A 22,389-nucleotide genomic window follows, 5' to 3' on the forward strand; every position below is an offset into this window, starting at 1 on the left:
ATTCAGGGAGGGAAGGATCAGTACTTCCAGCGCAATCCCACGGCGACTTCGCGGCCGGTGTGACGGTAGTCCGACACGCGGTCCGTCGCATCGACGTAGCGGTCGACGTACTCGTCGGTCAGGTTGATGCCCTCGAGCGAGAAGGTCAGGTTGTCGGTGATGTCGTAGGACATCGAGAAGTCGACGTTGAGCGTGTCGTTGACGCCCTCTTCCGAGTTGCCGTTGCTGCCCGGGAAGGACAGCAGATACTGGCTGCGGTGCGCGGCCGAGACGCGAGCCTGGAACGGTCCGTCCTCGTAGTAGAGGGTCGCGTTGTAGGTGTTCTTCGACTGCCCCGTCAGACGGTTCTTGCCGGCCGTTCCATAGCTCACCTCGGAGTCGACGTAGGTGATGTTGCCGATGAAGCCGAAGTTCGACCAGAAGCCGGGCAGGAAGGTGAACGGCTGCTGGTACTGGATCTCGATGCCGTTCAGGGAGCCGCCTTCGCCGTTGAGCCTGCGGGTGACCTGGAAGACGTCGGTCGGCTGGGCCGCGCCCTGCAGCAGTTCGTTGGGCAGGCCCAGGTCGCTCCACACGACGGACTGCGTCACCGAGGTGATGAAGCTGGCGATGTCCTTGTGGAAGACCGCGACGGCCAGCAGGCCCTCGTTCTGGAAGTACCATTCGATCGAGGCGTCGTAGTTTGTGGCGCGGAAGGGCTGGAGGAGCGGGTTGCCGTAGGACACCGTGCGCGTCGTCGGGGACACGCCGCCGCCCGGGGTCAGGTCGCCCAGCGAGGGACGGGACATCACCTTGGCGGCGGCCAGGCGGATGAGCAGGTCGTCGCGCGGTTCAATCACCAGGTTGAAGGACGGCAGGAGATCGTCGTAGGCGTTCGTGGCCGTGACATAGTTGTAGCTCGGCGGGGCGCCCGCCTGGGTGACGGTCTGCCAGCCCCTCGATTCGACTTCGGTCCGGGCGTAGCGGAGGCCGAGGTTTCCGCGCACCGTCATGTTGGCCATGGTGGTGTTGAAATCGTTCTGGAAGAAGACGCCCTGGTCCGTCTCCTCGACTTCCCGTTCGCTGCGGTTGGCGACCAGCGGATCGTCGTAGATGCTCAGGAACTCGGCGATCTTGCCGATGTCGGGGATGATGTAGTTCAGGTTCGACCCCGCCGGCACGCCGATCCCGCCGTCGATGCTGACGACCCTGCCGATCGAGTCGACGTCGGTCAGCCGGTCCGCGCCCGAGGGGCTGGTGATCGCCCGCGCCAGGCCGAAGTTTTCGAAGCCGTAGGTGCGGTACTCGCCACCGAACTTGAACGTCAGCTCGGGCGTCGCGTCATAGGCCAGCGATCCGGCGGCGACATTGTTTTCGAAATTGCCGCCGCTGCTGCTGCGCGTGGCCTGGACCAGGGTGAACCGGTCGCCCGAGGTGACGTCGAAGCCGTAGTTGATCATCGGCAGGCGATCATTGTCACGGAAGTCGATGGTGTAGCCGTTCACGCCGCTGGCCTCGAAGGCATAGGCGACGTTGAGCGGCGTGCGCGCTTCCGATCGGTTGGCGCCGATTTTCAGATTGCCGTGCAGGCTGTCCGTGAAGTCGTGCCGGACGTTCAGCGACGCCTGGTAGAAGTTGCTCTCGTTACGCGTGAAGCCGTTTTCCGAGCGGACAAGGACGTTGTCGTAGACGCCGTAGGACAGGATGTTCTTTTCGGGATCGATCTCATAGTCGCGCAGGATGACGTTGTTCACGGCGGCGCGGCTGAAGGACCAGGCCTCGAGGTTGGGGCTCTCCAGTTCGGAGTTGAACCGCGACCACAGCATGTCCAGCACCACCTCGGTGCGGTCGCTGGGACGCCATTGCACCGAACTGGTCAGGCCCAGCCGATCCTCCTGGGTGTTGCCGAAGGTGTATCGCGGAATGCGCGGATAGAAGGCGTTCAGGACCTCGGTCCGTTCGGCGCTCGTCGTGCAGGGCGTGCATCCGCCGAAGTTCTGGCCGACGCCGTAGGCCTGGGCGGGATTGCCCTTCTGCCAGCGGGTGGTGTTGAAGCTTTCAAGGATCGGCGAGCGTTCGGAATAGGCGACCGACACCAGGGCCCCGAAGGTCTCGTCCTCGTTCGACCAGCTCAGCAGGCCGGCCAGGCGGGGGACGGTCGTTTCCGACAGGTCGTTGTATGAGCCCTGCACCGACATGGCGGCGTTCAGTCCGCCGCCGCCGAAGTCCAGCGGACGGCCGGTCTGCAGATCGACCGTCGAGCCCAGCGACCCTTCCTCGATTTCGGCCGACTGGGTCTTGCGGACCCTGATGCTGTTGAACAGCTCCGAGGCGAACATCGAGAAGTCGAAGCTGCGGTTACGGTTGCCGCCGGAGGCCGCCTGGGCCTCGAGGCCGTTGATCCGGGTCCGGGTAAAGTCCGCGCCCAGGCCGCGCACCGAGATCGTCGTGCCCTGGCCGTTGACCCGGTCGATGGTCACGCCCGGCAGGCGCTGGATGGCCTCGGCGAGGTTCTGGTCGGGGAAGTCGGCGATGTCCTCGGCGAGGATGGCGTCGACTGCGCCGGCCTCGCGCCGCTTGATGTTCAGCGCCTGCTGAAGGCTGGACCGGAAGCCGGTGACCACGATCTCCTCGACCTCGACCGCTTCGGCGTCCTGGGTCGGTTCGGCGACCGGGGCGGCGGGGGCCGTCGGCGGGGTTTGCGCCATGGCCGGCAGCGCGGCCGCCAGGGCGAACGCGGACACGCCGGCGGCGCACAGGGCTCGGGTAGTGATGGGTCGCATGCTGTTTCCTCTCCCCGACCCGGCGCTCTGGCACCGGTGTCATTTTTTGGTATTCTGTCGCGCATAATCGGATGCGGCGAGTTCCACTTCTTGCAACAGCTTCTCGCTTTTTGCAACATGGAGCCGGAGCTGCCGCGTGACGGTTGGCCGACGGGAGAGAAATATCGTGAAAATCAAAGCCTTGGGCGGCATCGCCCTGCTTGCCCTGATGAGCGCCTGCGCCACCGGATCGCAGGCGGGACTTCCGGCGGCCGGCGAAGAGGGGCGGCCGCTGGCCTTCCCGGGAGCCGAGGGCTTCGGTCGATTCACCACCGGCGGCCGCGGCGGTCGGGTCATCAAGGTCACCAATCTGAACGACGCCGGAGAGGGCAGCCTGAGAGCCGCTCTTGAAGCGTCAGGACCGCGGATCGTCGTCTTCGACGTCGACGGCACGATCCCGCTGACGACCGACATCATCGTGCGCAACGGCGACCTGACCATCGCCGGCCAGTCGGCGCCCGGCGGCGGGATCACGCTCAGGGATCACGCCATCCAGATCAACGCCGACAACGTCATCGCCCGCTACATCCGCGCGCGCATGGGCGATGAGGCGGGCGCCGAGAGCGACGCCTTCTCCCTGGGCGCGGGCGAGAACATCATCATCGACCATGTCTCGGCCAGCTGGGCGAACGACGAGACCCTGTCGGTGACCCAGCGCTACGTGCCCGGCGGCGAGATCCGGCATCTGACCAATGTGACCGTGCAGTGGTCGATCATCTCGGAGGCGTTGAACAACGCCGGTCACGAGAAGGGCGAGCACGGCTACGGCAGCCTGATCCAGGGCAGTTTCGGCGCGAAATACTCGTTCCACCACAATCTGTGGGCCCACCACCAGGCGCGCATGCCCCGCATCGGCAACTACGCGGCGGCGACCGAGGATCCTGAAGGCGTGATCTACGACTTCCGGAACAACGTCTTCTACAACTGGGGCGACGGGGCCACGACCGACTTCTACAACTGGCAGACCGGTCTGGACCGCGGCTACAACATGGATCCCTTCTACGGGCGGCCGGACAACCAGAGCCGCTGCGCCGCCGGGGCCAACCTGAATTCGAACTCGGTGACCAGGGCGAACCTGGTCAACAACGCCTACATCCAGGGCGCCAACACCTGCGCGCCCCTGACGATGTACCTGCGCAACCGGGGCGCGGCGGTCCATCTGTCCGGCAACACCATGGACGGGGTGGTCATGCCCGACCAGAACGCCTCGGTGATCTCGTCGATGGGCGAGGGGTGGAAACGCGACGAGCCGTTCGAGTTCGCCGGCGTCCGCACCCAGACCGCGGCCGAGGCCTTCGAGGCGGTGCTGGCCGGCGCCGGGGCGTCGAAATGGCGCGACCCGGTCGACGCGCGCGTGGTCCAGACCGTGCGGGACCGGTCGGGTCGCATCATCAACTCGCAAGCCGATGTGGGCGGCTGGCCCGAACTGCCGCGCGGCGAGGTCCAGCCCGACGGCGACGGCGACGGCATGCCGGACTCCTGGGAGCGGGTGAACGGGTTGAACCCCGCTGACGCCGCCGACGGTCCGGCCGACCGCGACGGCGACGGGATCACCCACGTCGAGGACTATCTGAACAGTCTGGTCAGCTGACCGCAGCGCGCGGTGAAGGTGAGGGGCTCCGGCGCAAGCCGGAGCCCTTTCCATACGGGCGCCCGTCAGGCGGTCCGCGCCACCTCCGCGGCGTAGACGTGGTTTCGGCCGTGCATGTTCGACACGAACAGCACCCATTTCCCATCGGGCGTGAAGGTCACATTGGGCTCGAGCCGGTAGTCGTGGCGGGCCATGTCGACCAGCCGTTCGGTGCGCAGATATTCGACCGAGATCAGGCCGTCCTGGTCGCTGTCGGGATCGCCGTCAATGACCGGTTCGGGACGCAGCAGCACCAGCCATTTGCCGTCGGGCGCATGGGCGACCATGTCCGCGTCGCCGCCGTCGCCGGCGAAGACGGTCCCGTCCGGCGCGCTGTTGAAGTGGACCGACCAGCTGTTCTGTTCGACCCGGCGATAGATGCGCTTGCCGGTCTCCAGATCGACCGAGGCGACCCAGAACACCTGGCCGCGCGGGGTCTGCAGGTCGTACATCACCGCCTTGCCGTCCGGGCTGAACCACTCGTGGCCGAAGATCTCGAAATTCATCGTCCGCCGGTGCAGCATCCGCAGGTCCGTGCCGTCGGTCCTGATCGTCCACATCCGGTCGACCCGGTGCCACGGGCCCTCGTGCGAGAAGATGATCCGGTCGGGATCGGTCGGCGAGAACTGCGGATGGTTCAGCCAGTCGGTCGCCGAGTGGATGACCCGGCGTTCGCCGGTGCGCAGGTCGACCACGAACAGCTCCATCGGCACGCGGGCGGCCCAGCGCTGGAGCATGCGCACGCCCTTGGCCTTGGCGAAGTTCAGCGGCTTCCCGTCGGGTCCCAGCGCCGCGTACTCGGCCTGACCGGCGCGGCGGTTGCGGGGATCGGCGGCGTCAGGCTGTAGCGGCGGGGCGCCATAGGCGACGGTGCCGACCACCAGCGTTTCATCCGCGTTGATCGAGCTGAACTGCCCCTGCTCGATACGGGCGACGCGGCGAGTCCGGCCGCTGTCGACGTCGACGGCGTAGAGGGTGCGGGACCGGTCGGTCGGCTGGCCCTCGCCGGGTTCGGAGACGGTGTACCAGGCGGTGCGGGTCTTGCGCCCGGTCACCATCAGGTCCGCGTTACCGTCTGGCACCAGCACGGAGCGGCGGAAGCCGTTGTTGAGCTCGACCTTGATGATCCCCTCGGAGGACGAGAAGACCAGCACGTCGCCCTCGGGCGTGAAGCTGTTGCGGTAGAAATAGAGCTTGTTGCCCCCCTCGTCGCCGGACAGACGCACAACGCGGTGGCCTGTCTTCGGATCGATCCAGTCGGCAGGAACCGGACCGTCCCAGGTCGGCCACGGCGGCGGCGCGTCGCCGACCTGATGGATCGGCGGTGCAGTGTTCGGGGCCGGAAAGACCGGCGCGCCCGTCGGCGAAGCGATCGGCGCCGTCTGGGCCTGGACCGCGCCCGCCAAGGCGCCGACGGCCGGGGCGGCGAGCAGCGCCTTGAGGGCGGTGCGGCGGGACGTCGTCGCGAACGTCATGGGGCGTTCCTCCGTGTTTCGTGGATCATGGCGCGGGCGTCAGACCTTCGACGCGGACGGTCCAGCCCTCCTTCGGAAAGCCCGGGGCGTGGCCGGTCGAGCCGTCCCAGCCGCCGGCCATCAGACCGACGGCCATCAGCAGCGAGCCATTGGACGGGAAGTAGGTCTCGGCGGCGCGGCGATAGCCCGGCCCGTCCGGATTGACCGCCATCTCGACCCCGCCGGCCCCGGCCGAGACCGGAACCAGTTCATCGGCATGCTCGTCCAGATGCACGCGCGGGGTCATGCCGGTCGGGCCCCACTGGTTGTTCTTCAGATCGGCGAACAGCCAGTCGACCGCCTTGTCCGGTTCGCCCAGCCGGGCAGCGGTCATGGCCATCATCGGGAAGTCCCAGCCCCAGGTCTGGCGGATGTCCCAGTTCGCCTCCACCGCCTCGAAGGTGCGGCGCATGGCGTCGGGATCGATCCGCGCGCCGGGGATGAAGCCGTAGGCCATCAGGAAGGAGGGATGATCGCGGTTCCTGCACTGCGGCTCGGCGGCGTGCCGGCGGCAGGCGTCGGAGGCGGCCGTCTCCCAGAAGTCGGGCACGTTCTCGACCGGCAGGTAGAGGCCGTCCTTCATGGGGGGCGGCGCGATCCTCGCCAGCGCCGCGTCCCAGTCGGCGCGACGGGGTTGACCCCTGCGCGCGCGCCAGGCCTGGGCGGTCTCCAGGGCCCAGCGGAAGTATTCGACCTCGAACGTCGGATTGGTCGTGGTCAGGGGATCGTAGTTTTCCTGCGCCGGGATCATTGGAGGGCCGAGGTTCAGCCGGCCGCCCTGGTCCAGCGGCCATGAGGCCAGCAGGTCCGCCGACGCCTCGACCAGTTCTCCATAGCGGTCCAGCAGGGCCAGATCCTTCTCCGCCCGCCAGACCAGTTCGGCCAGCAGGATCGGGTGCGGCTGCTGCCACATGATGAAGGGCGAGACGAGGCTGGGGCTGTTGCGTCCTTCTGGCCCGGCCATCTTGGGCCACCAGGCGCCTCTCACGCCGTGGCGCGCCGCCTCGGCCCGGGCGTTTTCGAGATTGCCCAGATACCAGGGCAGGCTGCGTTCCAGCAGATCGGCGTGACCCCACATGGCCTGCCAGCCCGAGTGCCACGGGTGCATCTCGAGATGGAATTTTCCGTACCAGCTGTTCGAGAACAGGCCTTCTTCCTGGGGCGGCAGCTCGCCGGCGCCGTTCACGGCCGAGAGGTACTGGGACAGCACCACGCGGCGCTCCAGCTCGGCCGCGCGCGGATCGGTGCTGCCCGAGAAGTCGACCGCGCCGCCCCGGCTCCAGAAGTCGCGCCAGTGCGCCGTCGTCGCCCGGACGCTATCGGCGAAGGCGGGCGTCGGGACGTTGCTGTTCTCCCGGTCGAAGCGGACCATGACCGTCAGGCGTCGCCCGTCTGTCGGGGTGACCTGGAAGTCGGTGTCGCCGGCCCGCCCGATGCGGCCGTCGGTCACGATGGCGGAGACGTAGTTCGTGTCGTCGATGGTGCGACGAATGCGCGTTTCCTGCGCCGTCTGCGAGACGATGGAGAGGCTTTGCGCGCCTGTACTCTCGAACGAGGTCGGGTCCGGATTGATGGCCGGATCGACCGCCGGATAGCGCACCTGCACGCCGAGACCCCGTTGCTCGACCAGCGTCGAGGCGATCTCGACCATGACCATGTCGAGGGTCGGGTGGACCCGCGTCGTCACCTCGACCGGCTGGCCGTCATAGCTGAACCGGCTGGTCAGGGCGCCGGTCCACATGTCCAGAGTCTGGCGCGTGTCCGCGACCCGGGCGAACTCCAGCGGCTGGCCGTTCGTGAACGTCAGTCCGATGCGGCTGAGCGAGAACCGGTGGGGATTGGCCCTCAGCCAGGTGAAAGCCGGATTGGTTTCAGCCTCGGCCCACGAGCGCATCCAGGCGTAGGGCTGCTCGCCCCGGTTAGGGACCGGCACATTCACCAGCCCGTCCTGCTCGATGTGGCCCTCCGGGTTCGGGAAGGTATGCCAGGCCCATTGGGCCATGGTCAGCAGCGGGGCGAGCTCGGAATACTGCTCCGGGAAGGTCTGCAGTCCGGTGATGTCGGCGGTGAAGCCGATGTCGCCATTGCCCAGCATAACCGGCGCGTGGCGGTCGATGGCCGTCAGCGTCGGATTGTGGCGCGTGACAAGGGCTTGCCGGTCGATCGGCGCGGCCGGCGCGATCGCCGCCGCTGGCTCGACCGTCTGCGCGCAGGCGGCGGTCGGTCCGGCCAGCAGGGTGAAGGCGAGCAGGGCGGTGCGCAGGCCCATCAGATCGCCTCCCTGCGGCCGAGGCCCGCGCCCTTCCAGCCGTACCAGGCCACGACCGCGAAACAGGCGGCCGGCAGCAGGAAGGCGACATTGGCGCCGTAGAGATCCGCGATCTTGCCCATCGGCCAGGGCAGCAGGACGCCGCCTCCGATAGCCATGACCATCAGCGAGGACGCCCGCTTCGTCGAGGCGCCCAGACCCGTGGTGCCGAGGGCGAAGGTCGTGGCGAACATGGTCGACATGAAGAAGAAGACCGCCACGAGCGCGATCGGCGAGACCTTCTCGATCCCCGCCGCCACGATCAGGGTCAGGACGACGTTGATGACGCCATAGGTGGTCAGCAGGACCCGCGGCCTGACCTTCAGCAGCAGCCCCGTCGCGGCGAAGCGTCCGACCAGATAACCGATCGCGGCGAGCGACAGCATGAAGGCCGCCTGCTGCGACGTCAGGCCTTCCCAGTTCTGCGTCGCCAGATTGAGGAAGTAGGCCCCGATGCCGACCTGGGCGCCGATGTAGAGCGCCTGGGTGATCACGCCGGCGATGAAGTGCGGCTGCCGCGACAGGGGCTTGGCGGGCGCGTCGCCGGGCATGGCGTCGCCGTGGTCGGACAAACCGGTCTCGGGCAGGCGCGCCCGCCAGACGGCGATGGCGAAGGCGACCACGCCGATGGCGATCAGGCCGTAGACGATCTGGATCGAGCGGGTCGCGCCGCCCAGGGCGGCCGTTGTGGTCGGGCTGAAGAAGACCGCGCCGCCGATCAGGGGTCCGAAGAAGACGCCCAGGGCGTTGAACGACTGCGCCAGATTCAGGCGTTGCGACGCCCTGGCCGGGTCGCCGAGCACGTTGACATAGGTGTCGGCCGAGGTCTCGAGCACGCACAGGCCGGCGGCCAGCACGAACATCGAGCCGACGAAGGGGACGAAGGCCCCGGCCGCGGCGGCCGGGATGAACAGCAGGGCGCCGACCGCGGTGACCACCAGGCCGGTGACGATGCCGACCTTGTAGCCGCGCGCGTGCAGCAGCATGCCGGCCGGGAAGGAGAGCAGCAGATAGGCCCCGAAATAGGCGATCTGCAGCCAGGCGCTGTCGGCCTGGCTGATCGAGAGCGTCTCCTGGAAATGCTTGTTCAGCACGTCGAGCAGACCGTAGGCCAGGCCCCAGATCAGGAAGCAGGCGATGGCGAAGGCGAGGGGGCCCTTCAGCGAACCGCCTGGCACGGCCAGGCCGCCGGGGGTGTGGGCCGCGTCGGTCTCGATGACCATGTAGTCTCTCCTGGTGTCCTCTGCGGCCTGTCCGTCTTGGCGCGGATTGCGGCGGGTGAAAGTCAGATGCGGTAGATCGCCTCGGCGTTGGCGGCGAAAAGGCGGTCGCGCTCGTCGGCGCTGAAGCTGGCGGTGATGGCGTCGAAGGCGGAATAGAAGGCGTCGAACGTTCCGTGGACGCTTTCGACCGGGAAGTCCGAGGCGAACATGGCGCGCCCGGTCCCGAAGGCGTCGATGCACTCCAGCACGACCGGGCGAAGGGACTCCCTCGTCCACGCGCGGTCGGTGATGCCCAGGCCCGAGATCTTGATCGAGACCTGCGGCTGGGCGGCGAGCAGGCGCAGGCCGCTCCGCCAGCGCGCCATGCCCGCCTCGTCGCGATCGGTCGGCAACCCGGCGTGATTGACGATCATCGGCACGTCCGGATGGTGCGCGGCGATCCCGGCGGCGGTCTCCATCTGCGACGGATAGAGCTGAAGATCGAAGGACAGGCCATGACGCGCCAGTTTCGAAAACCCGGCGACCCAGGCCGGATCGACGAGCAGGTCGCGGGCCATGTAGGTTTTCCGTGGGTTCTCGTGCCAGCAGACGATCTGGCGGACGCCCCGCACATTCGGCCGGGCGGCATGGGCTTCGAGCAGGGCCTCCAGATCGGGATCGAGCAGATCGGCGCCCGCGACGATCGCTTGCGGATAGCCACAGGCGTCGGCCATGGCCTGCAGCCAGTCGGTCTCGCCCAGCTGCTGGCCGCGCGGCATCCCGGCCTCGACGTGCACGATCTTCTCGACCCGCCAGCCGGCCGAGTCGGCGAGGTAGTCCTTCAGCAGATAGTCCCGGCCCGCGATGGGGCGCATGTCGCCGGCGGGATTGTTCGGCAGGGGATCGTCCTGCAGCCAGCCGTAACGCGCGCGGGAGAGGTCCCACAGGTGGACGTGCGGATCGACGATGCGAAGGTCCCTGCCCACCCGCCGGCTCCTAATAGGTCGTCCGCCCGCCCGACGTGTCGAAGGTCGAGGCGGTGGTGAAACTGCATTCCTCGGACGCCATGAAGCACACCATGGCGGCGCTCTCCTCGACCTCGCCCAGACGGCCCATCGGGATCCTGGAGCGCATGTAGTCGACCTGGCTCGGCGGCAACTGATCGAGGATCGGGCTTTCGAAGGTGGCGGGCGTCAGGCTGTTGGCGATGACGCCCCTGCCGGCCAGTTCCTTGCCCAGGGATTTGGTGAAGCCGATGACTCCGGCCTTGGAGGCGGAATAGGCGCTGGCGTTGGGATTGCCCTCCTTGCCCGCGACCGAGGCCACGTTGACGATCCGGCCGTAGCCGTTCGCCAGCATGTAGGGGACGATCGCCCGGCAGCAGTAGAAGACGCCGTTCAGATTGATGTCGACCACCCGTTTCCAGCTTTCGATCGGGAAGTCCTGCACGGCGGTGGTCGCGCCGGTGATGCCGGCCGAGGCGACCAGGACGTCGACGCGGCCCAGCGCCTCGTTCGACGCCCTGGCGGCGTCGGTCACCGCATCGGGGTCGGCGACGTCCAGCGCCACGAAATGGGTCGCGCCGATCTCGGCGGCGACGGCGGCGAGGGTCTCGGCGTTGAGGTCCCACAGCGTGACCTGGCCGCCCTCGGCGACGATGCGCGCGGCTGCGGCCTTGCCGAGGCCGGAGGCCCCGCCGGTGACGACCGCGGTGCGGCCGTTGAAGCGTCCCCGAAAAATGCTCACGCCGCCCCGTCCTTCGTCCAGGCGACGACCGGCTGGCGCTGCTGACCCAGTTTCTCGATGCCGAGGGCGATGACGTCGCCCGCCTTGAGGAAGACCTGCGGCGTCCTGCCCTCGCCGACGCCGGGCGGAGTGCCCGTAGTCAGGATGTCGCCGGGCTCGAGGGTGATGAATTCGCTGACGTAGCTGACCAGCTGTTTCACGTCGAAGATCATGGTCCGCGTATTGCCGGTCTGCATGCGCTGGCCGTTCAGGTCCAGCCACATGTCCAGGTCCTGCGGATCGCCGACCTCGTCGGCCGTGACCAGCCAGGGGCCGACCGGGCCGAACGTATCGCAGCCCTTGCCCTTGTCCCACTGGGTGCCCTTCTCCTTCTGGAAGGCCCGTTCGGAGACGTCGTTGACGAGGACGTAGCCGGCGACATGGTCCAGCGCCTCGGCCTCGCTGACGTAGCGGGCGCGGGTTCCGATCACGACGCCCAGTTCGACCTCCCAGTCCGACTTTTCCGACTCCCGCGGGATCATCACCGGATCGTCCGGGCCGCCCAGGCAGGAGATGGCCTTGGTGAACAGGATCGGCTCGGTCGGGATCGGCAGGTTCGATTCCGCGGCGTGGTCGGCGTAGTTGAGCCCGATGGCGAGGAATTTCCCCACGCCCGACACCGGCGCGCCGTAGCGGGGCTGACCGTCGACCAGCGGAAGGGAACCGGTGTCAATCTCGGCCAGCCGCTTCAGCCCCCCGGGCGAAAGATGATCGGGCGTCAGATCGGTGATCACGCCGGACAGATCCCGGATGCGGCCGTCCGCGTCCAGCAATCCGGGCTTCTCCTGGCCCCGGGGGCCGTAGCGCAGCAGTTTCATTCGAGGACCTTGTCTTTAGCGCGCGTAGGGACGGTGCAGGGCGATGTCGCGGTTCAGTTCGACGCCGAAGCCGGGCGTGTCCGGGACCTTCAGGCGGCCGTTCACGGGCACGGGCTCGCCGATCAGCTGGGGATGGAACATCGGCACGACCTCGTCGGCCCCGGGCGCCATCATCAGGAACTCGGCGAAGGGGCTGTTATGGCGGGTGACCACGAAGTGGTAGCTGTAGACCGACGAACCGTGCGGGATCATCAGCACGCCCTTGGCGTCCGCCAGGTCGGAGATCTTGATCAGTTCGGTGACCCCGCCGCACCAGCCCACGTCGGGCTGGATGATGTCGCAGCACTCCATCTCCAGCAGCATGCGGAACCCCCAGCGGGTCGCCTCGTGCTCGCCGGTGGTGACCAGCATTCCCGGCGGAGCCGCCTTCTTCAGCGCCTGATAGCCCCAGTAGTCGTCGGGGCTCAGGGCTTCCTCGATCCACTTCAGCCCGTAGTCGTGCGCGGCATGGGCCAGACGGGTGGCGTAGTTCAGGTCCAGCGCCATCCAGCAGTCGAACATCAGCCAGAAGTCCTCGCCGCAGGCGTTCCGCATTGTCTCCAGTTCGGCGAGATTCTTCCCCAGGCCCTCCTCGCCCTCGGCCGGGCCGTGGTGCAGGGGCATCTTGCCGCCGATGAAGCCCATCTGCTTCGCCAGATCCGGTCTGGCGCCGGTGGCGTAGAAGGTCAGTTCGTCGCGCACGGCGCCGCCCAGCATGGCGAACACCGGCTCCTGCCGCAGCCGGCCCAGCAGATCCCACAGCGCCAGATCGACGCCCGAGATGGCGTTCACCACCAGCCCCTTGCGGCCATAGTACTGGGTGGAGAAATACATCTGGTCCCAGATCTTCTCGACCTCGGACGGATCGCGGCCCTCGAGGAAGCGGGCCAGATGCTTCTCGACGATCCAGGCCGCCGGCTCGCCGCCGGTGGTCACCGCGAAGCCGACGACGCCGTTCTCGGCCTCGATCTCCACCACCAGGGTGCCGAGGACATTGATGCCGAAGCTGCGGCGGCTCTGGCGGTATTCGGGATACTTCGCCATCGGGGTGGCGATATGGTCGTCGATCCAGTGGCCGTCGGCCTGGTCGTGATAGTCGGCGCCGCCGCCGCGCACTACGAAGGCGCGCACATGCTTGATGCGGGGCAGTCGGCTCACGGGCGGCGTCCGGAAATCTGGCGATCCGCTCCCATCATGCGGGATATCACTGGCGTTCCTCCGTGCGCCGCGTCAATAATGTTGGCCGGCGACGGGCCCACTTGCGCGGTTTGCTACATTCTGAGAATGAGGATTACGAAATGGGACGGACGCCGTCAATCAAGACCGTGCAGGTCGAAGGGGAGGAGGAGGCCGGCGCCAAGGCGTCCGGCAGCCAGACGCTCTTGCGCGGCCTCGACGTCGTGGAGGCCCTGATCGAACGGCCGCTCCCGCTGGCCGAATTGTCCGAAAAGCTGGAACTGACCCGGAGCACCACCCACCGGCTGGCGTCGGCCCTCGTCGACCGTCGCCTGCTGTCGTTCCGTCCGCGCGAGGGCTACAGCCTGGGCCCCAAACTGCTGGAGCTCGGCCACGCCGCCAGCCAGCAGATGCACCTGCCGCGCGTGGCGCGGCCCTGGCTGGAGCAACTGTCGGCGGCGACGGAGGATACGGTCCATCTCGGGGTCCTGGACGGCCGTCAGGCGCTTTACCTGGACAAGGTGCCGGGGCGCCGGCGAATCAACATCGGCTCCCGGCTGGGCGAGCGGCATCCGATCGCCTCCACCGGGCTGGGCAAGGCGCTGATCCTCGACAAGACCGAACCCGAATGGATCGACTTCTACGCGCCTGAGGGCGCGCCGGTGGACACGGCCGCGCGCGCGGTCTGGCTTGAGCGGATGCGCAGCTACGCCCAGAAGGGCTACGCCTTCGACCTTGAGGAGAACGAGGATCAGATCCGCTGCGTCGCGGCGCCGATCCGGTCCGTCGACGGCAAGATCGTCGCGGCGCTCAGCGTGTCCTCGGCGGCCCAGTACATGTCCGATGCACGGATGGCCGAGTTGACGAAGACGGTCAGGGACGCCGCTGACGCGATCAGTTGCGACCTCGGCTGGATGCCCAAACCCTCGATCTGACCAAGGCTGGAGCCCGCATGCTGCTTGAAGACAAGGTCGTCCTGATAACCGGCGCATCGCGGGGGATCGGAAGGGCGACCGCGGTCGAGGCCGCGCGACAGGGGGCGAATGTCGCCCTCAACACCTTCAATGACGACGCGGCCGCCGCCGGGGTGGTTCGCGAGATCGAGGCCTTGGGACGCAGGGCGATCGTCGTCGACGGCGACGTGGCCCGGCCGGACAGCGCGACCACCTTCGTCAGCGCGGCGGTCGACGCCTTCGGCCGGGTCGACGTCTTCGTCTCCAACGCCGGCATATGCCCGTTCCATGCGTTCCTCGACATGCCGGTCGAGACCCTGCGGCGGACCATGGAGGTCAACCTGCACGGTGCGTACTTCATGACCCAGGCGGCCGCGAACCAGATGGTCCGTCAGGGGGAGGGGGGCTCGATCGTGGCGATCAGCTCGATCTCGGCCCTTGTCGGCGGCGCGATGCAGACCCACTACACGCCGACCAAGGCCGGGGTGCACAGCCTGATGCAGTCCTGCGCCGTGGCCCTCGGGCCGCACCGGATTCGATGCAACTCCGTGCTGCCGGGCACGGTCGCCACCGACATCAACAAGGATGATCTCGCCGACCCCGGGAAGCGGCGATACATGGAAGGGCGCATCCCCCTTGGCCGACTGGGGCAGCCGGAAGATATCGCCTCGGTCGTCGTCTTCCTGGCGTCGGACATGGCCGGCTACATGTCCGGCGCGGCGCTGCTGGTCGATGGCGGCGCCTTCGCCAACTTCCAGTAGGCCGCCGATGATCATCTCCTCACCCGACGACTATCGCGAGGCCGCGCAACGCCGCCTGCCGCCGTTCCTGTTCCACTATATCGACGGCGGGGCCTACGCCGAGCAGACCCTCAGGCGGAACGTCGAGGACTTTCAGGCCGTGGCCCTGCGCCAGCGCGTGCTGAAGAACATGGCCGACCTCAGTCTGGAGACGCGGCTGTTCGACGAGACCCTCCGGCTGCCGATCGTCCTGGCGCCGGTCGGTCTCACCGGCATGTTCGCCCGGCGCGGCGAGGTGCAGGCGGCCAGGGCCGCCGCGTCGCGCGGCATCCCCTTCACCCTGTCGACCGTCTCGGTCTGCCCCATCGAGGAGGTGGCGCCGGCCATCGACCGGCCGATGTGGTTCCAGCTCTACGTCCTGCGCGACCGGGGCTTCATGAAGGACGCGCTGGAGCGGGCGAAGGCGGCCGGGGTGAAGACGCTTGTGTTCACCGTCGACATGCCGGTGCCGGGCGCGCGTTACCGCGACGCCCGGTCGGGGATGAGTGGACCGAACGCGCCGGTGCGCCGGATGGTGCAGGCGATGACCCATCCCGGATGGGCCTGGGATGTCGGCGTGCGGGGCCTGCCGCACGATCTGGGCAACGTCTCGCGCTACCTCGGCAAGGCCACGGGCCTGGCCGACTACATCGGCTGGCTGGGCGCCAATTTCGATCCGTCGATCTCGTGGAAGGATCTGGAGTGGATCCGGGAGTTCTGGGACGGCCCCATGATCATCAAGGGGATTCTGGATCCGCAGGACGCCCGCGACGCCGTGACGTTCGGCGCCGACGGCATCGTGGTGTCGAACCATGGGGGGCGGCAACTCGACGGCGTGCTGTCCACGGCCCGCGCCCTGCCTGCGGTCGCCGGGGCCGTGAATGGTCGACTGCGCGTGCTCGTCGACTCCGGAATCCGCAACGGGCTGGACGTGGTCCGCGCCTTGGCGCTGGGGGCCGATGCGGCGATGATCGGCCGCCCGTTCGTCTACGCCCTGGCGGCGGGCGGGGAGGCGGGCGTCGCCAACCTGCTGGACCTCATCGAGACGGAGATCCGGGTCGCCATGACGCTGACGGGGGCGACGTCCATCTCCGCGATCGGGCGCGACCTGATCGCCGACGCCTGACCCCGGCATCCCTTCGGCATGTTCAAGAAGGGTATGAAAGGCGTCTATCAGCACTGCTCCGAGAAGCACCTGAACCGCTACGTCACCGAGTTCGGCTTCCGCCACAACACCCGCGCCCTGCTCGGCTTCAACGACACCATGCGCACCGATCTGGCCATCCTCGGCGCCGCCGGGAAGCGCCTGAACTATCGGCGGACGAAGCCTACGTTCAGGTTTCAGGCGCTCCGCCTCGCCCGCCTTCGCAAGAAGCGCGGCAAGGGCTAGGGTTCGCGCCTTATCGAGGGAGGGCGGAATGGCTGTTGAGGAAATCCGGTGCGCCGTGTGCGGCTTCACCGCGACTCACATTTCGGTCGGCGGGCGCGGGAAAATGGAGATCAACGCTATCGAACTTCTTCAAACCTGCCACCTCGCCAAGCAGGAATCGCCCTTCAATATGGACTGCAAGCACCTGAACGAAGCGCTTACTCGGCCCCGGCGGGCGTAAACGACCACGGCAGAACCTCGCGCCCGCCGACGTCGGTGTCGCGCGCCTCAATCGTTATCGTGCCGTCGAGCGCCGCCTTCGGCTTCGCAGCTTTCGGCTTGTGCGGCTTCGGCGGGGTGTTCAGCATCCGCTTGAGCACTTCGTCGCGGCGCTCGGCTACGGGATCTGGGTGATCTGTCATGCCTCAACCTCTGTCGCACTACGAGAAGCCTGGTAGCCAGCGCCCGCTCCTCTTTACTTCAGCCAGGGTCTCAATCCGAGAGCGGCCTGAGCACGCACTGCTGGCGATGACTATCGTGGCGAAAGCGGCTGAACTGGACGCCTACTTGTCCGGCCTGATGATTACTTTCCTCGGTGCCAAGGCAACGCCGGCCTTCGCAATGTTCGACGCCATCCACCAGACGGCTCAGAATGCTGGCCTTCGGGCGATCGCCAAAACCGTCCTCTCAAAGGAGGATCATGACCTTTTCAGCGCCCTTCTGCTACTCAGGAAAACCGCTGAGGGGCATCGCAACCGCCTAGCCCACTGGATATGGGCCTACTCCGAGGACATCGAAGACGGATTGCTCCTAATAGACCCGCCGGACAATTTTGCCTTTGCTGTCCGAAATTATGAGCGGCTATCGGCGGGTCAGCGGTTCTCGGGTGGGGGTGACGGGCCAGACCGCAGCAAAATACTAGTCTATACCAAACAAGACCTTCAAGACGCAGTCGAAATGTTTGATCGGGTTCAGAGTTGGTTCATGGTCTTTAAAACACATGTGGACCGACATCTGCAAACAGAGCCCCTGCTATATCGGGTGATGCTATCCGACACTGAGTTTCGTCAAGCACTCGCCCGTGTGCCGGGCGCAGCTCTTCCGCCAGCTCCGCTATCACCGCGAAAGAAGCGGCCTCGACCTGCTGACGAGTAAGGCGCTTCGACGCTGAGGCCGGGGCTGTCATAGGGTTATTCCTCGGTTTGCATAGTGCATGGCTAGGATTTTATTCGCATTGCGATCTTGACCGCTGGGCCTGTCGCTCCATTTCACACGGGCGTGGCCCATGGCCGCGCGGGGTCTTTGACAGGGGGAGCTACGGGCGCGGCGGGTCAGCGGCGCTTTCGCGGTGGAATTTCCGATAATCTGGCCGCGCGGCGCGTCCTCGCCCGCCATGGCGACGCCGCACCGCACGGAATTACCTGCGGTTTTTTCGGATTTGTCCGAAATGGCCGAAGTGTCCCACCAATTTTCGCGGACACTTTCCCGTGGCGGATCGGCGGCGCCGGCGGCTGGCTCGTGGCTACGGAACAGGGCCGGCCAGCGCCTCGATCAGGTCGCCCATGTTGCGCACGAAGGCGGCGGTGGAGATCACCTCGACCGGATAGTCGGTGCGCCAGGGCGAGGTGTCGTAGATGTCCCCGACATTGGTGGATTGGTACTCGCCGCCGGTCACGGCGGCCGGCGCCTCGCCGATCCAGGGGTTCGAGACGTTGGTCATCGGCGTCGGCCAGTAGCCGCGCGCGTTCAGGCCCGAGACCAGTTCTGCCGAGCGGCCCGCCGAGGGCGCCTGCGGCCGGCGACCCTCGGTTCCCATGTCGCGGAAATTGACGTCCCGGAGCGTGAAGTATTTCGGCAGGGTGTTTGTCCGCGGCCGCGCCAGCAGGGGCGAGGTGCGCCGGATCTCTTCGCTCGACAGCGCCTGGACCTCGGCCAGTTCGGCGCGAAGGGCGGCGGTGTCGAGGTTCCGGAACGAGCCGTAGTGGCCGATGACGCGGTCGGGGTTGGCGTCGGCGTAGTATTCGCCGTTGGTCGCGTTGGAGCCGCGCCGGTGGATATAGACGGGGGTGTTGGAGCCCTCGAGGATGAAGGTCGGATGGGTCCGTCCCGGCGCCCGCAGGGCCGGCGGAACAGCCACCTCGTCCAGCCAGTCCAGCGCTTCCGGCAGGCGCGCGAGGTATTTCCGGTCGCCCGTCAGGCGATAGAAGCCGATCATCGAACGGATGTTGCTGGCGGTGGTGTGGGTCGCGAAGCCCCTGGGTTCGTAGGTGCGCGCCCCGGCCGGCTTCAGCGTGTCGGGGAAATGCTGCAGGCCCCAGGCGGGCTGCGGCGCCGGCTGCTGGGTCTCGACGAAGATGTCCATGCCGCGACGGATGGCGGCGGGCAGGCGGGCGTCCCCGAGCGCCTGATACGCGTAGAGCAGAAACTCGATGTTCTCGCCGGCGACGTCGTCGTTGAAGGTGATGTAGCCGGTGTAGTCCTCGTGCCCGTGCAAGCCGGCGTTGGCGACCCGCGGGAAGCGCTGCGGCCAGCCGCCGTTCGGGTACTGGCTGTCGAGGACGAAGGCGATGGCCTTGTCCAGGGGCGCCTTGAAGCGCCGGTCGCGCTTCGCGAGGTACATGCGCAGCATGAGCTGGGAGGCCTCGGCCGTGCCGGCGTCGTCGAAGGTGGCGTTGCCGTAGTAGCGCTGGAATTCCTCCAGCCGCCAGGCGTTCTTGCCCACCGTCTCGTACCAGCGGCGCAGCGAGTCCTCGCCGGCGGTGTCGATGACGTAGTTCCACCCGCCGGCCGGGTGCTGGCCGCGGATCAGGGCCCCGGCCGCGGCGACGGCCGCGTCGTAGAACTGTTCATCCCCGGTGGCGTGCCAGGCGTCGAGGAAGAGGTGCCCCACCGTCGCCGTGCCGGGAGGCTGGACCCAGATCATGGTCGGCAGGGCCTCCAACTCGCCCCAGCGGCGCGAGAAGTCGGGCAGGACATTCCAGACGTAGCCGCCGCCGACCGCGACCTCGTCGGTCATGAAGGCCGTCGCCCGCTTCATGGTCGCCAGGATGCTGGCCCTGTCGGGCGCGGACCGGGCGAGCGAGGGCGCGGCGGTGGCGGCGAAGGCCGTCGCGGCGGCGGCCGAGAGCAGGGCGCGGCGGTTCATGGACGACGACATGGCGACCTTCCCGAAGAATGTTCCCACGATACGGCTCTGCGGCCGCCTCAGCGAGACTGAAGCACGATTGACACCGGTTTCCTAGTCGCGGGAACCCATCGCGTCCGACGGATCGTTCGGAGGCTTGCGCCACCGTCGTCAGCGCTTGATGTCGAAGCCATCCGCGGACATGGCGGCGCGAACCTCGTCGGCGGTGAAGAGGTTGAAGTCGCCATGGACCGAGTGTTTGAGCCCGGCGGCGGCCAGGCCGAAATCCAGCGCGTCCTGGTCGGACCAGCCGTTCCACAGGCCGAACAGGACGCCCGAGGCGAAGGCGTCGCCGCCCCCGACCCGGTCGACCACGCCGGTCATGTGGATCGCCTCGGCCGTGGTCTCGCGCACCTCCGCGCCGTCCCGGGTCAGCATGACCGCGGACAGGGCCTGATCGGCGACGCTTTCCTGGACGCGCAGGGTGCAGGCGATGCGCTGGAGCGAGGGGAAGGCCGCGAAGGCCGCTGCGGCGGCGCTGCGGCGGCGGACGGCCGGATCGGCGTCGTCGAAGGTCCGGCCCAGCACGAGGGCGAAGTCGCGATCGTCGGCGAAGGCCAGGGTGGATGACGAGAGCATGCGGCCCAGGGTGGCCGGCGGATCGCCCTTCCACTCCGCCCACAGCTTGCCGCGGAAATTGCCGTCGAAGCTGATCTTGACCCCGGCCGCTTCGGCCGCGGCGCAGGCCGCCAGCGCCGCGGCCGTGCCGGTCGGCCCGATGGCCGGCGTGACGCCGGAGACGTGCAGCCATTCGGTCCCGTCCAGCAGACCCGGCCAGTCGAAGGCGCCGTCGACGTGCTGGACGAAGGCGGAGCCGGCCCGGTCGTAGAGCACGTCCGCCGGCCGCCGCACGGCGCCGGGGGTCATGAAGTAGAGGCCGAGGCGGCCCGGGCGGAACTGGACAGGGGAGGTGTCGACGCCGTGCCGGCGGGCCTCGTCGCGGACGGCGCGGCCGAGGGCGTTGTCCGGAAGCACGGTGGCGATGGCCGCCGGCGCGCCGAAACGGGCGAGCGACACCGCCACATTGGCCTCGGCCCCGCCGGGGCGGATGGCGAGCCGGGGCGACTGCATCAACAGTTCGCCTTCCGGCGGGCTGAGCCGCGCCAGCATTTCGCCGAAGCAGAGGATGCGGCCGCGCGTCGAGGTCGTCATGCGGCGGAGCCTAGAGGGAGATCAACGGGCGAGCCAGCCGCCATCGACCGGCAGGATCGCGCCCTGGACATAGTCCGACGCCCGGCTGGCCAGGAAGACGGCGGCGCCGCCCAGGTCCGACGGGTCGCCCCAGCGTCCGGCCGGGATGCGGCCGAGGATCTCCGCCGAGCGCACCGGATCGTCGCGCAGCTGCTGGGTGTTGGCGGTAGCGAAATAGCCCGGAGCGATGGCGTTGGCGGTGATGCGGTGTTTGGCCCACTCGTTGGCCATGAGCTTGGTCAGCCCGGCGACGCCGGATTTCGAGGCCGTGTACGACGGCACCCGGATGCCGCCCTGGAAGCTGAGCATGGAGGCGATGTTGATGATCTTGCCGCCGTCGCCCTGTTCGATGAACCGGCGGGCGACCACCTGGCTCATGAAGAAGACGGTCTTCAGGTTGATGTTCATCACCAGGTCCCAGTCGGCTTCGGTGAAGTCGACGGCGTCGGCGCGGCGGATCAGGCCGGCGTTGTTGACCAGGATGTCGACCCGGCCGAAGGCGGCGAGCGTCTCGTCCAGCACCCGCTGGACCGGCTCGATCGAGGTCAGGTCGGCCTGGATGCTGACCGCCTTGCGGCCGAGCGCCTGAACCTTGTCCACCGTTTCGTCGGAGTCGGACAGGGCGACCGAGGCGATGTCGGCCCCGGCCTCGGCAAGGGCGAGGGCGATGCCCTGGCCGAGTCCGACGTTGCCGCCGGTGATCAGGGCGACCTTGCCGGTCAGATCAAACGGGTTGCTCATGACGGTCTTTCCCTCGCGCCCTATTTCAGCTGACAGATGTCGAGCTTGTGCATGTCGGTGTAGTCGAGGTTCTCGCCGCCCATCCCCCAGATGAAGGTGTAGTTGGACGTGCCCGAGCCCATGTGGATCGACCACGGCGGGCTGATCACGGCCTCGCCGTCCTGGACCACGATGTGGCGCGCCTTGTCCGGTTCGCCCATGAAGTGGAAGACCCGGTCGTTCTCGCCCAGGCCGAAGTAGAGGTAGGCCTCCGAGCGCCGGTCATGCAGGTGCGGCGGCATGGTGTTCCAGACGCTGCCGGTTTTCAGCACGGTCACGCCGAGCAGGAGCTGGCAGGACTTCACCTTGGCCGGGACGATGTACTGGTAGATCGTCCGCTCGTTGGACGTTTCCAGCGCGCCCATCTCGATCGGCACGGCCTCGTTGATCGAGATTTTGGCCAGCTCGTAACGGGCGTGGGCGGGCGTGGCGATCAGATAGAATTTCGCCGGGTTGGCCGGATCGGCCGAGGCGAACGCGACCTCGCCCGAGCCCATCGGCACATACAGGCCGTCGCGGAAGCCGAGGTCGATCCTCTCGCCGTCGACGATGACCGTGCCGGCCCCGCCGATGTTGACCACGCCCAGCTCGCGGGCGTGCAGGAAGGGCTTGCCTTCAAGGGACGGCGGCTCGGAATGGGTCGGAAGGCTCAGGACGCCATTTGTCGGCTCGGCCCCGCCGATGATCATCCGCTCGTTGTGCGAATAGTTCAGGCTGACCTTGCCCGGCTGGAACAACCCGCTGACCAGGTAGCGGTCGCGCAGCTGGTCGTTGGTCGCCCCCTCCATCATGTCGGGATGGGTGCCGTGATAAATCTTGTCGTACATGCCGAGTCTCCCTGGGCTCGCGGCCAGCATTCC

The 22,389-nt window shown here is 67.7% G+C and carries 18 protein-coding genes and 1 pseudogene; 6 read left to right on the top strand and 13 right to left on the bottom strand.

Annotated elements, in window-relative coordinates; translation table 11 throughout:
* Positions 1–17 precede the first annotated feature (17 nt).
* On the bottom strand, positions 18–2,762 hold the full coding sequence (locus VEB62_RS12195) for a TonB-dependent receptor (protein ID WP_324799922.1): 2,745 nt from the start codon (positions 2,760–2,762) through the stop codon (positions 18–20).
* Positions 2,763–2,928: 166 nt separating this feature from the next.
* Here VEB62_RS12195 and VEB62_RS12200 point away from each other — a divergent pair, with 166 nt between their 5' ends.
* A complete protein-coding gene (locus VEB62_RS12200; protein ID WP_324799925.1) occupies positions 2,929–4,392 on the top strand; it encodes a pectate lyase family protein in 1,464 nt (487 codons plus the stop codon).
* Positions 4,393–4,457: 65 nt separating this feature from the next.
* On the opposite strand, the gene VEB62_RS12205 is transcribed toward VEB62_RS12200, so the two are convergent.
* From VEB62_RS12205 to rhmD, 7 genes are all read right to left on the bottom strand, one after another.
* Positions 4,458–5,906 (bottom strand): oligogalacturonate lyase family protein, encoded by a 1,449-nt coding sequence (locus tag VEB62_RS12205; protein ID WP_324799928.1) that lies wholly within the window; start codon positions 5,904–5,906, stop codon positions 4,458–4,460.
* Positions 5,907–5,931: 25 nt separating this feature from the next.
* Positions 5,932–8,214, bottom strand: coding sequence for a hypothetical protein (locus tag VEB62_RS12210; RefSeq protein WP_324799931.1), 2,283 nt, complete (start codon positions 8,212–8,214; stop codon positions 5,932–5,934).
* Positions 8,214–9,476 carry a sugar MFS transporter gene (locus VEB62_RS12215; RefSeq protein ID WP_324799934.1) on the bottom strand — a complete coding sequence of 421 codons (1,263 nt, stop codon included), beginning with the start codon at positions 9,474–9,476 and terminating at the stop codon, positions 8,214–8,216. Before VEB62_RS12215 ends, VEB62_RS12210 begins: the two co-directional genes overlap by 1 nt.
* A gap of 62 nt (positions 9,477–9,538) precedes the next feature.
* Positions 9,539–10,441, bottom strand: coding sequence for an amidohydrolase family protein (locus VEB62_RS12220; protein ID WP_324799937.1), 903 nt, complete (start codon positions 10,439–10,441; stop codon positions 9,539–9,541).
* Between the two features lie 10 nt (positions 10,442–10,451).
* Positions 10,452–11,201, bottom strand: a complete 750-nt coding sequence (locus VEB62_RS12225; RefSeq protein WP_324799940.1) for an SDR family NAD(P)-dependent oxidoreductase — start codon at positions 11,199–11,201, stop codon at positions 10,452–10,454.
* Entirely contained in the window at positions 11,198–12,058 is an 861-nt protein-coding gene (locus VEB62_RS12230) for a 2,4-didehydro-3-deoxy-L-rhamnonate hydrolase (RefSeq protein WP_324799943.1), read from the bottom strand. The genes VEB62_RS12225 and VEB62_RS12230 overlap by 4 nt, the downstream gene beginning before the upstream one ends.
* Before the next feature lie 15 nt (positions 12,059–12,073).
* The gene (rhmD, locus tag VEB62_RS12235; protein ID WP_324799944.1) at positions 12,074–13,255 is read right to left on the bottom strand and encodes an L-rhamnonate dehydratase; all 1,182 of its coding nucleotides are present in this window, start codon (positions 13,253–13,255) and stop codon (positions 12,074–12,076) included.
* A 140-nt stretch (positions 13,256–13,395) separates the two neighbouring features.
* Between rhmD and VEB62_RS12240 the strand changes: the two genes are divergently transcribed.
* From VEB62_RS12240 to VEB62_RS12255, 4 genes and pseudogenes are all read left to right on the top strand, one after another.
* Complete coding sequence (locus tag VEB62_RS12240) at positions 13,396–14,208, top strand: IclR family transcriptional regulator (RefSeq protein ID WP_324799947.1); 813 nt, start codon at positions 13,396–13,398, stop codon at positions 14,206–14,208.
* 17 nt (positions 14,209–14,225) lie between these two features.
* Positions 14,226–14,987, top strand: a complete 762-nt coding sequence (gene lra1, locus VEB62_RS12245) for an L-rhamnose 1-dehydrogenase Lra1 (protein WP_324799950.1) — start codon at positions 14,226–14,228, stop codon at positions 14,985–14,987.
* 7 nt (positions 14,988–14,994) lie between these two features.
* Positions 14,995–16,131 carry an FMN-dependent L-lactate dehydrogenase LldD gene (gene lldD, locus VEB62_RS12250; protein ID WP_324799953.1) on the top strand — a complete coding sequence of 379 codons (1,137 nt, stop codon included), beginning with the start codon at positions 14,995–14,997 and terminating at the stop codon, positions 16,129–16,131.
* Positions 16,132–16,143: 12 nt separating this feature from the next.
* Positions 16,144–16,395: pseudogene (locus VEB62_RS12255) on the top strand (transposase); the annotation flags it as partial.
* A 197-nt stretch (positions 16,396–16,592) separates the two neighbouring features.
* Here VEB62_RS12255 and VEB62_RS12260 read toward each other — a convergent pair.
* On the bottom strand, positions 16,593–16,796 hold the full coding sequence (locus tag VEB62_RS12260) for a hypothetical protein (protein WP_324799956.1): 204 nt from the start codon (positions 16,794–16,796) through the stop codon (positions 16,593–16,595).
* Positions 16,797–16,902: 106 nt separating this feature from the next.
* On the opposite strand from VEB62_RS12260, the gene VEB62_RS12265 reads away from it, so the two are divergent.
* Positions 16,903–17,529, top strand: coding sequence for a hypothetical protein (locus VEB62_RS12265; RefSeq protein ID WP_324799959.1), 627 nt, complete (start codon positions 16,903–16,905; stop codon positions 17,527–17,529).
* 367 nt (positions 17,530–17,896) lie between these two features.
* On the opposite strand, the gene VEB62_RS12270 is transcribed toward VEB62_RS12265, so the two are convergent.
* From VEB62_RS12270 to kduI, 4 genes are all read right to left on the bottom strand, one after another.
* On the bottom strand, positions 17,897–19,519 hold the full coding sequence (locus VEB62_RS12270) for a pectate lyase (RefSeq protein ID WP_324799963.1): 1,623 nt from the start codon (positions 19,517–19,519) through the stop codon (positions 17,897–17,899).
* 150 nt (positions 19,520–19,669) lie between these two features.
* Positions 19,670–20,710, bottom strand: coding sequence for a PfkB family carbohydrate kinase (locus tag VEB62_RS12275; RefSeq protein WP_324799965.1), 1,041 nt, complete (start codon positions 20,708–20,710; stop codon positions 19,670–19,672).
* 21 nt (positions 20,711–20,731) lie between these two features.
* Positions 20,732–21,490 (bottom strand): 2-dehydro-3-deoxy-D-gluconate 5-dehydrogenase KduD, encoded by a 759-nt coding sequence (kduD, locus tag VEB62_RS12280; protein ID WP_324799968.1) that lies wholly within the window; start codon positions 21,488–21,490, stop codon positions 20,732–20,734.
* Positions 21,491–21,510: 20 nt separating this feature from the next.
* Entirely contained in the window at positions 21,511–22,356 is an 846-nt protein-coding gene (kduI, locus tag VEB62_RS12285) for a 5-dehydro-4-deoxy-D-glucuronate isomerase (protein WP_324799972.1), read from the bottom strand.
* Between the last annotated feature and the right edge of the window lie 33 nt (positions 22,357–22,389).

It is taken from the genome of Brevundimonas sp., assembly GCF_035626975.1.
Lineage (GTDB): Bacteria > Pseudomonadota > Alphaproteobacteria > Caulobacterales > Caulobacteraceae > Brevundimonas.

Coding starts and splice junctions, on each gene's coding strand:
- VEB62_RS12195 (WP_324799922.1), bottom strand. CDS start 2,762: ATGCGACCCATCACTACCCGAGCCCTGTGCGCCGCCGGCGTGTCCGCG.
- VEB62_RS12205 (WP_324799928.1), bottom strand. CDS start 5,906: ATGACGTTCGCGACGACGTCCCGCCGCACCGCCCTCAAGGCGCTGCTC.
- VEB62_RS12210 (WP_324799931.1), bottom strand. CDS start 8,214: ATGGGCCTGCGCACCGCCCTGCTCGCCTTCACCCTGCTGGCCGGACCG.
- VEB62_RS12215 (WP_324799934.1), bottom strand. CDS start 9,476: ATGGTCATCGAGACCGACGCGGCCCACACCCCCGGCGGCCTGGCCGTG.
- VEB62_RS12230 (WP_324799943.1), bottom strand. CDS start 12,058: ATGAAACTGCTGCGCTACGGCCCCCGGGGCCAGGAGAAGCCCGGATTG.
- VEB62_RS12240 (WP_324799947.1), top strand. CDS start 13,396: ATGGGACGGACGCCGTCAATCAAGACCGTGCAGGTCGAAGGGGAGGAG.
- lra1 (WP_324799950.1), top strand. CDS start 14,226: ATGCTGCTTGAAGACAAGGTCGTCCTGATAACCGGCGCATCGCGGGGG.
- lldD (WP_324799953.1), top strand. CDS start 14,995: ATGATCATCTCCTCACCCGACGACTATCGCGAGGCCGCGCAACGCCGC.
- VEB62_RS12260 (WP_324799956.1), bottom strand. CDS start 16,796: ATGACAGATCACCCAGATCCCGTAGCCGAGCGCCGCGACGAAGTGCTC.
- VEB62_RS12265 (WP_324799959.1), top strand. CDS start 16,903: ATGACTATCGTGGCGAAAGCGGCTGAACTGGACGCCTACTTGTCCGGC.
- VEB62_RS12270 (WP_324799963.1), bottom strand. CDS start 19,519: ATGAACCGCCGCGCCCTGCTCTCGGCCGCCGCCGCGACGGCCTTCGCC.
- VEB62_RS12275 (WP_324799965.1), bottom strand. CDS start 20,710: ATGACGACCTCGACGCGCGGCCGCATCCTCTGCTTCGGCGAAATGCTG.
- kduD (WP_324799968.1), bottom strand. CDS start 21,490: ATGAGCAACCCGTTTGATCTGACCGGCAAGGTCGCCCTGATCACCGGC.
- kduI (WP_324799972.1), bottom strand. CDS start 22,356: ATGTACGACAAGATTTATCACGGCACCCATCCCGACATGATGGAGGGG.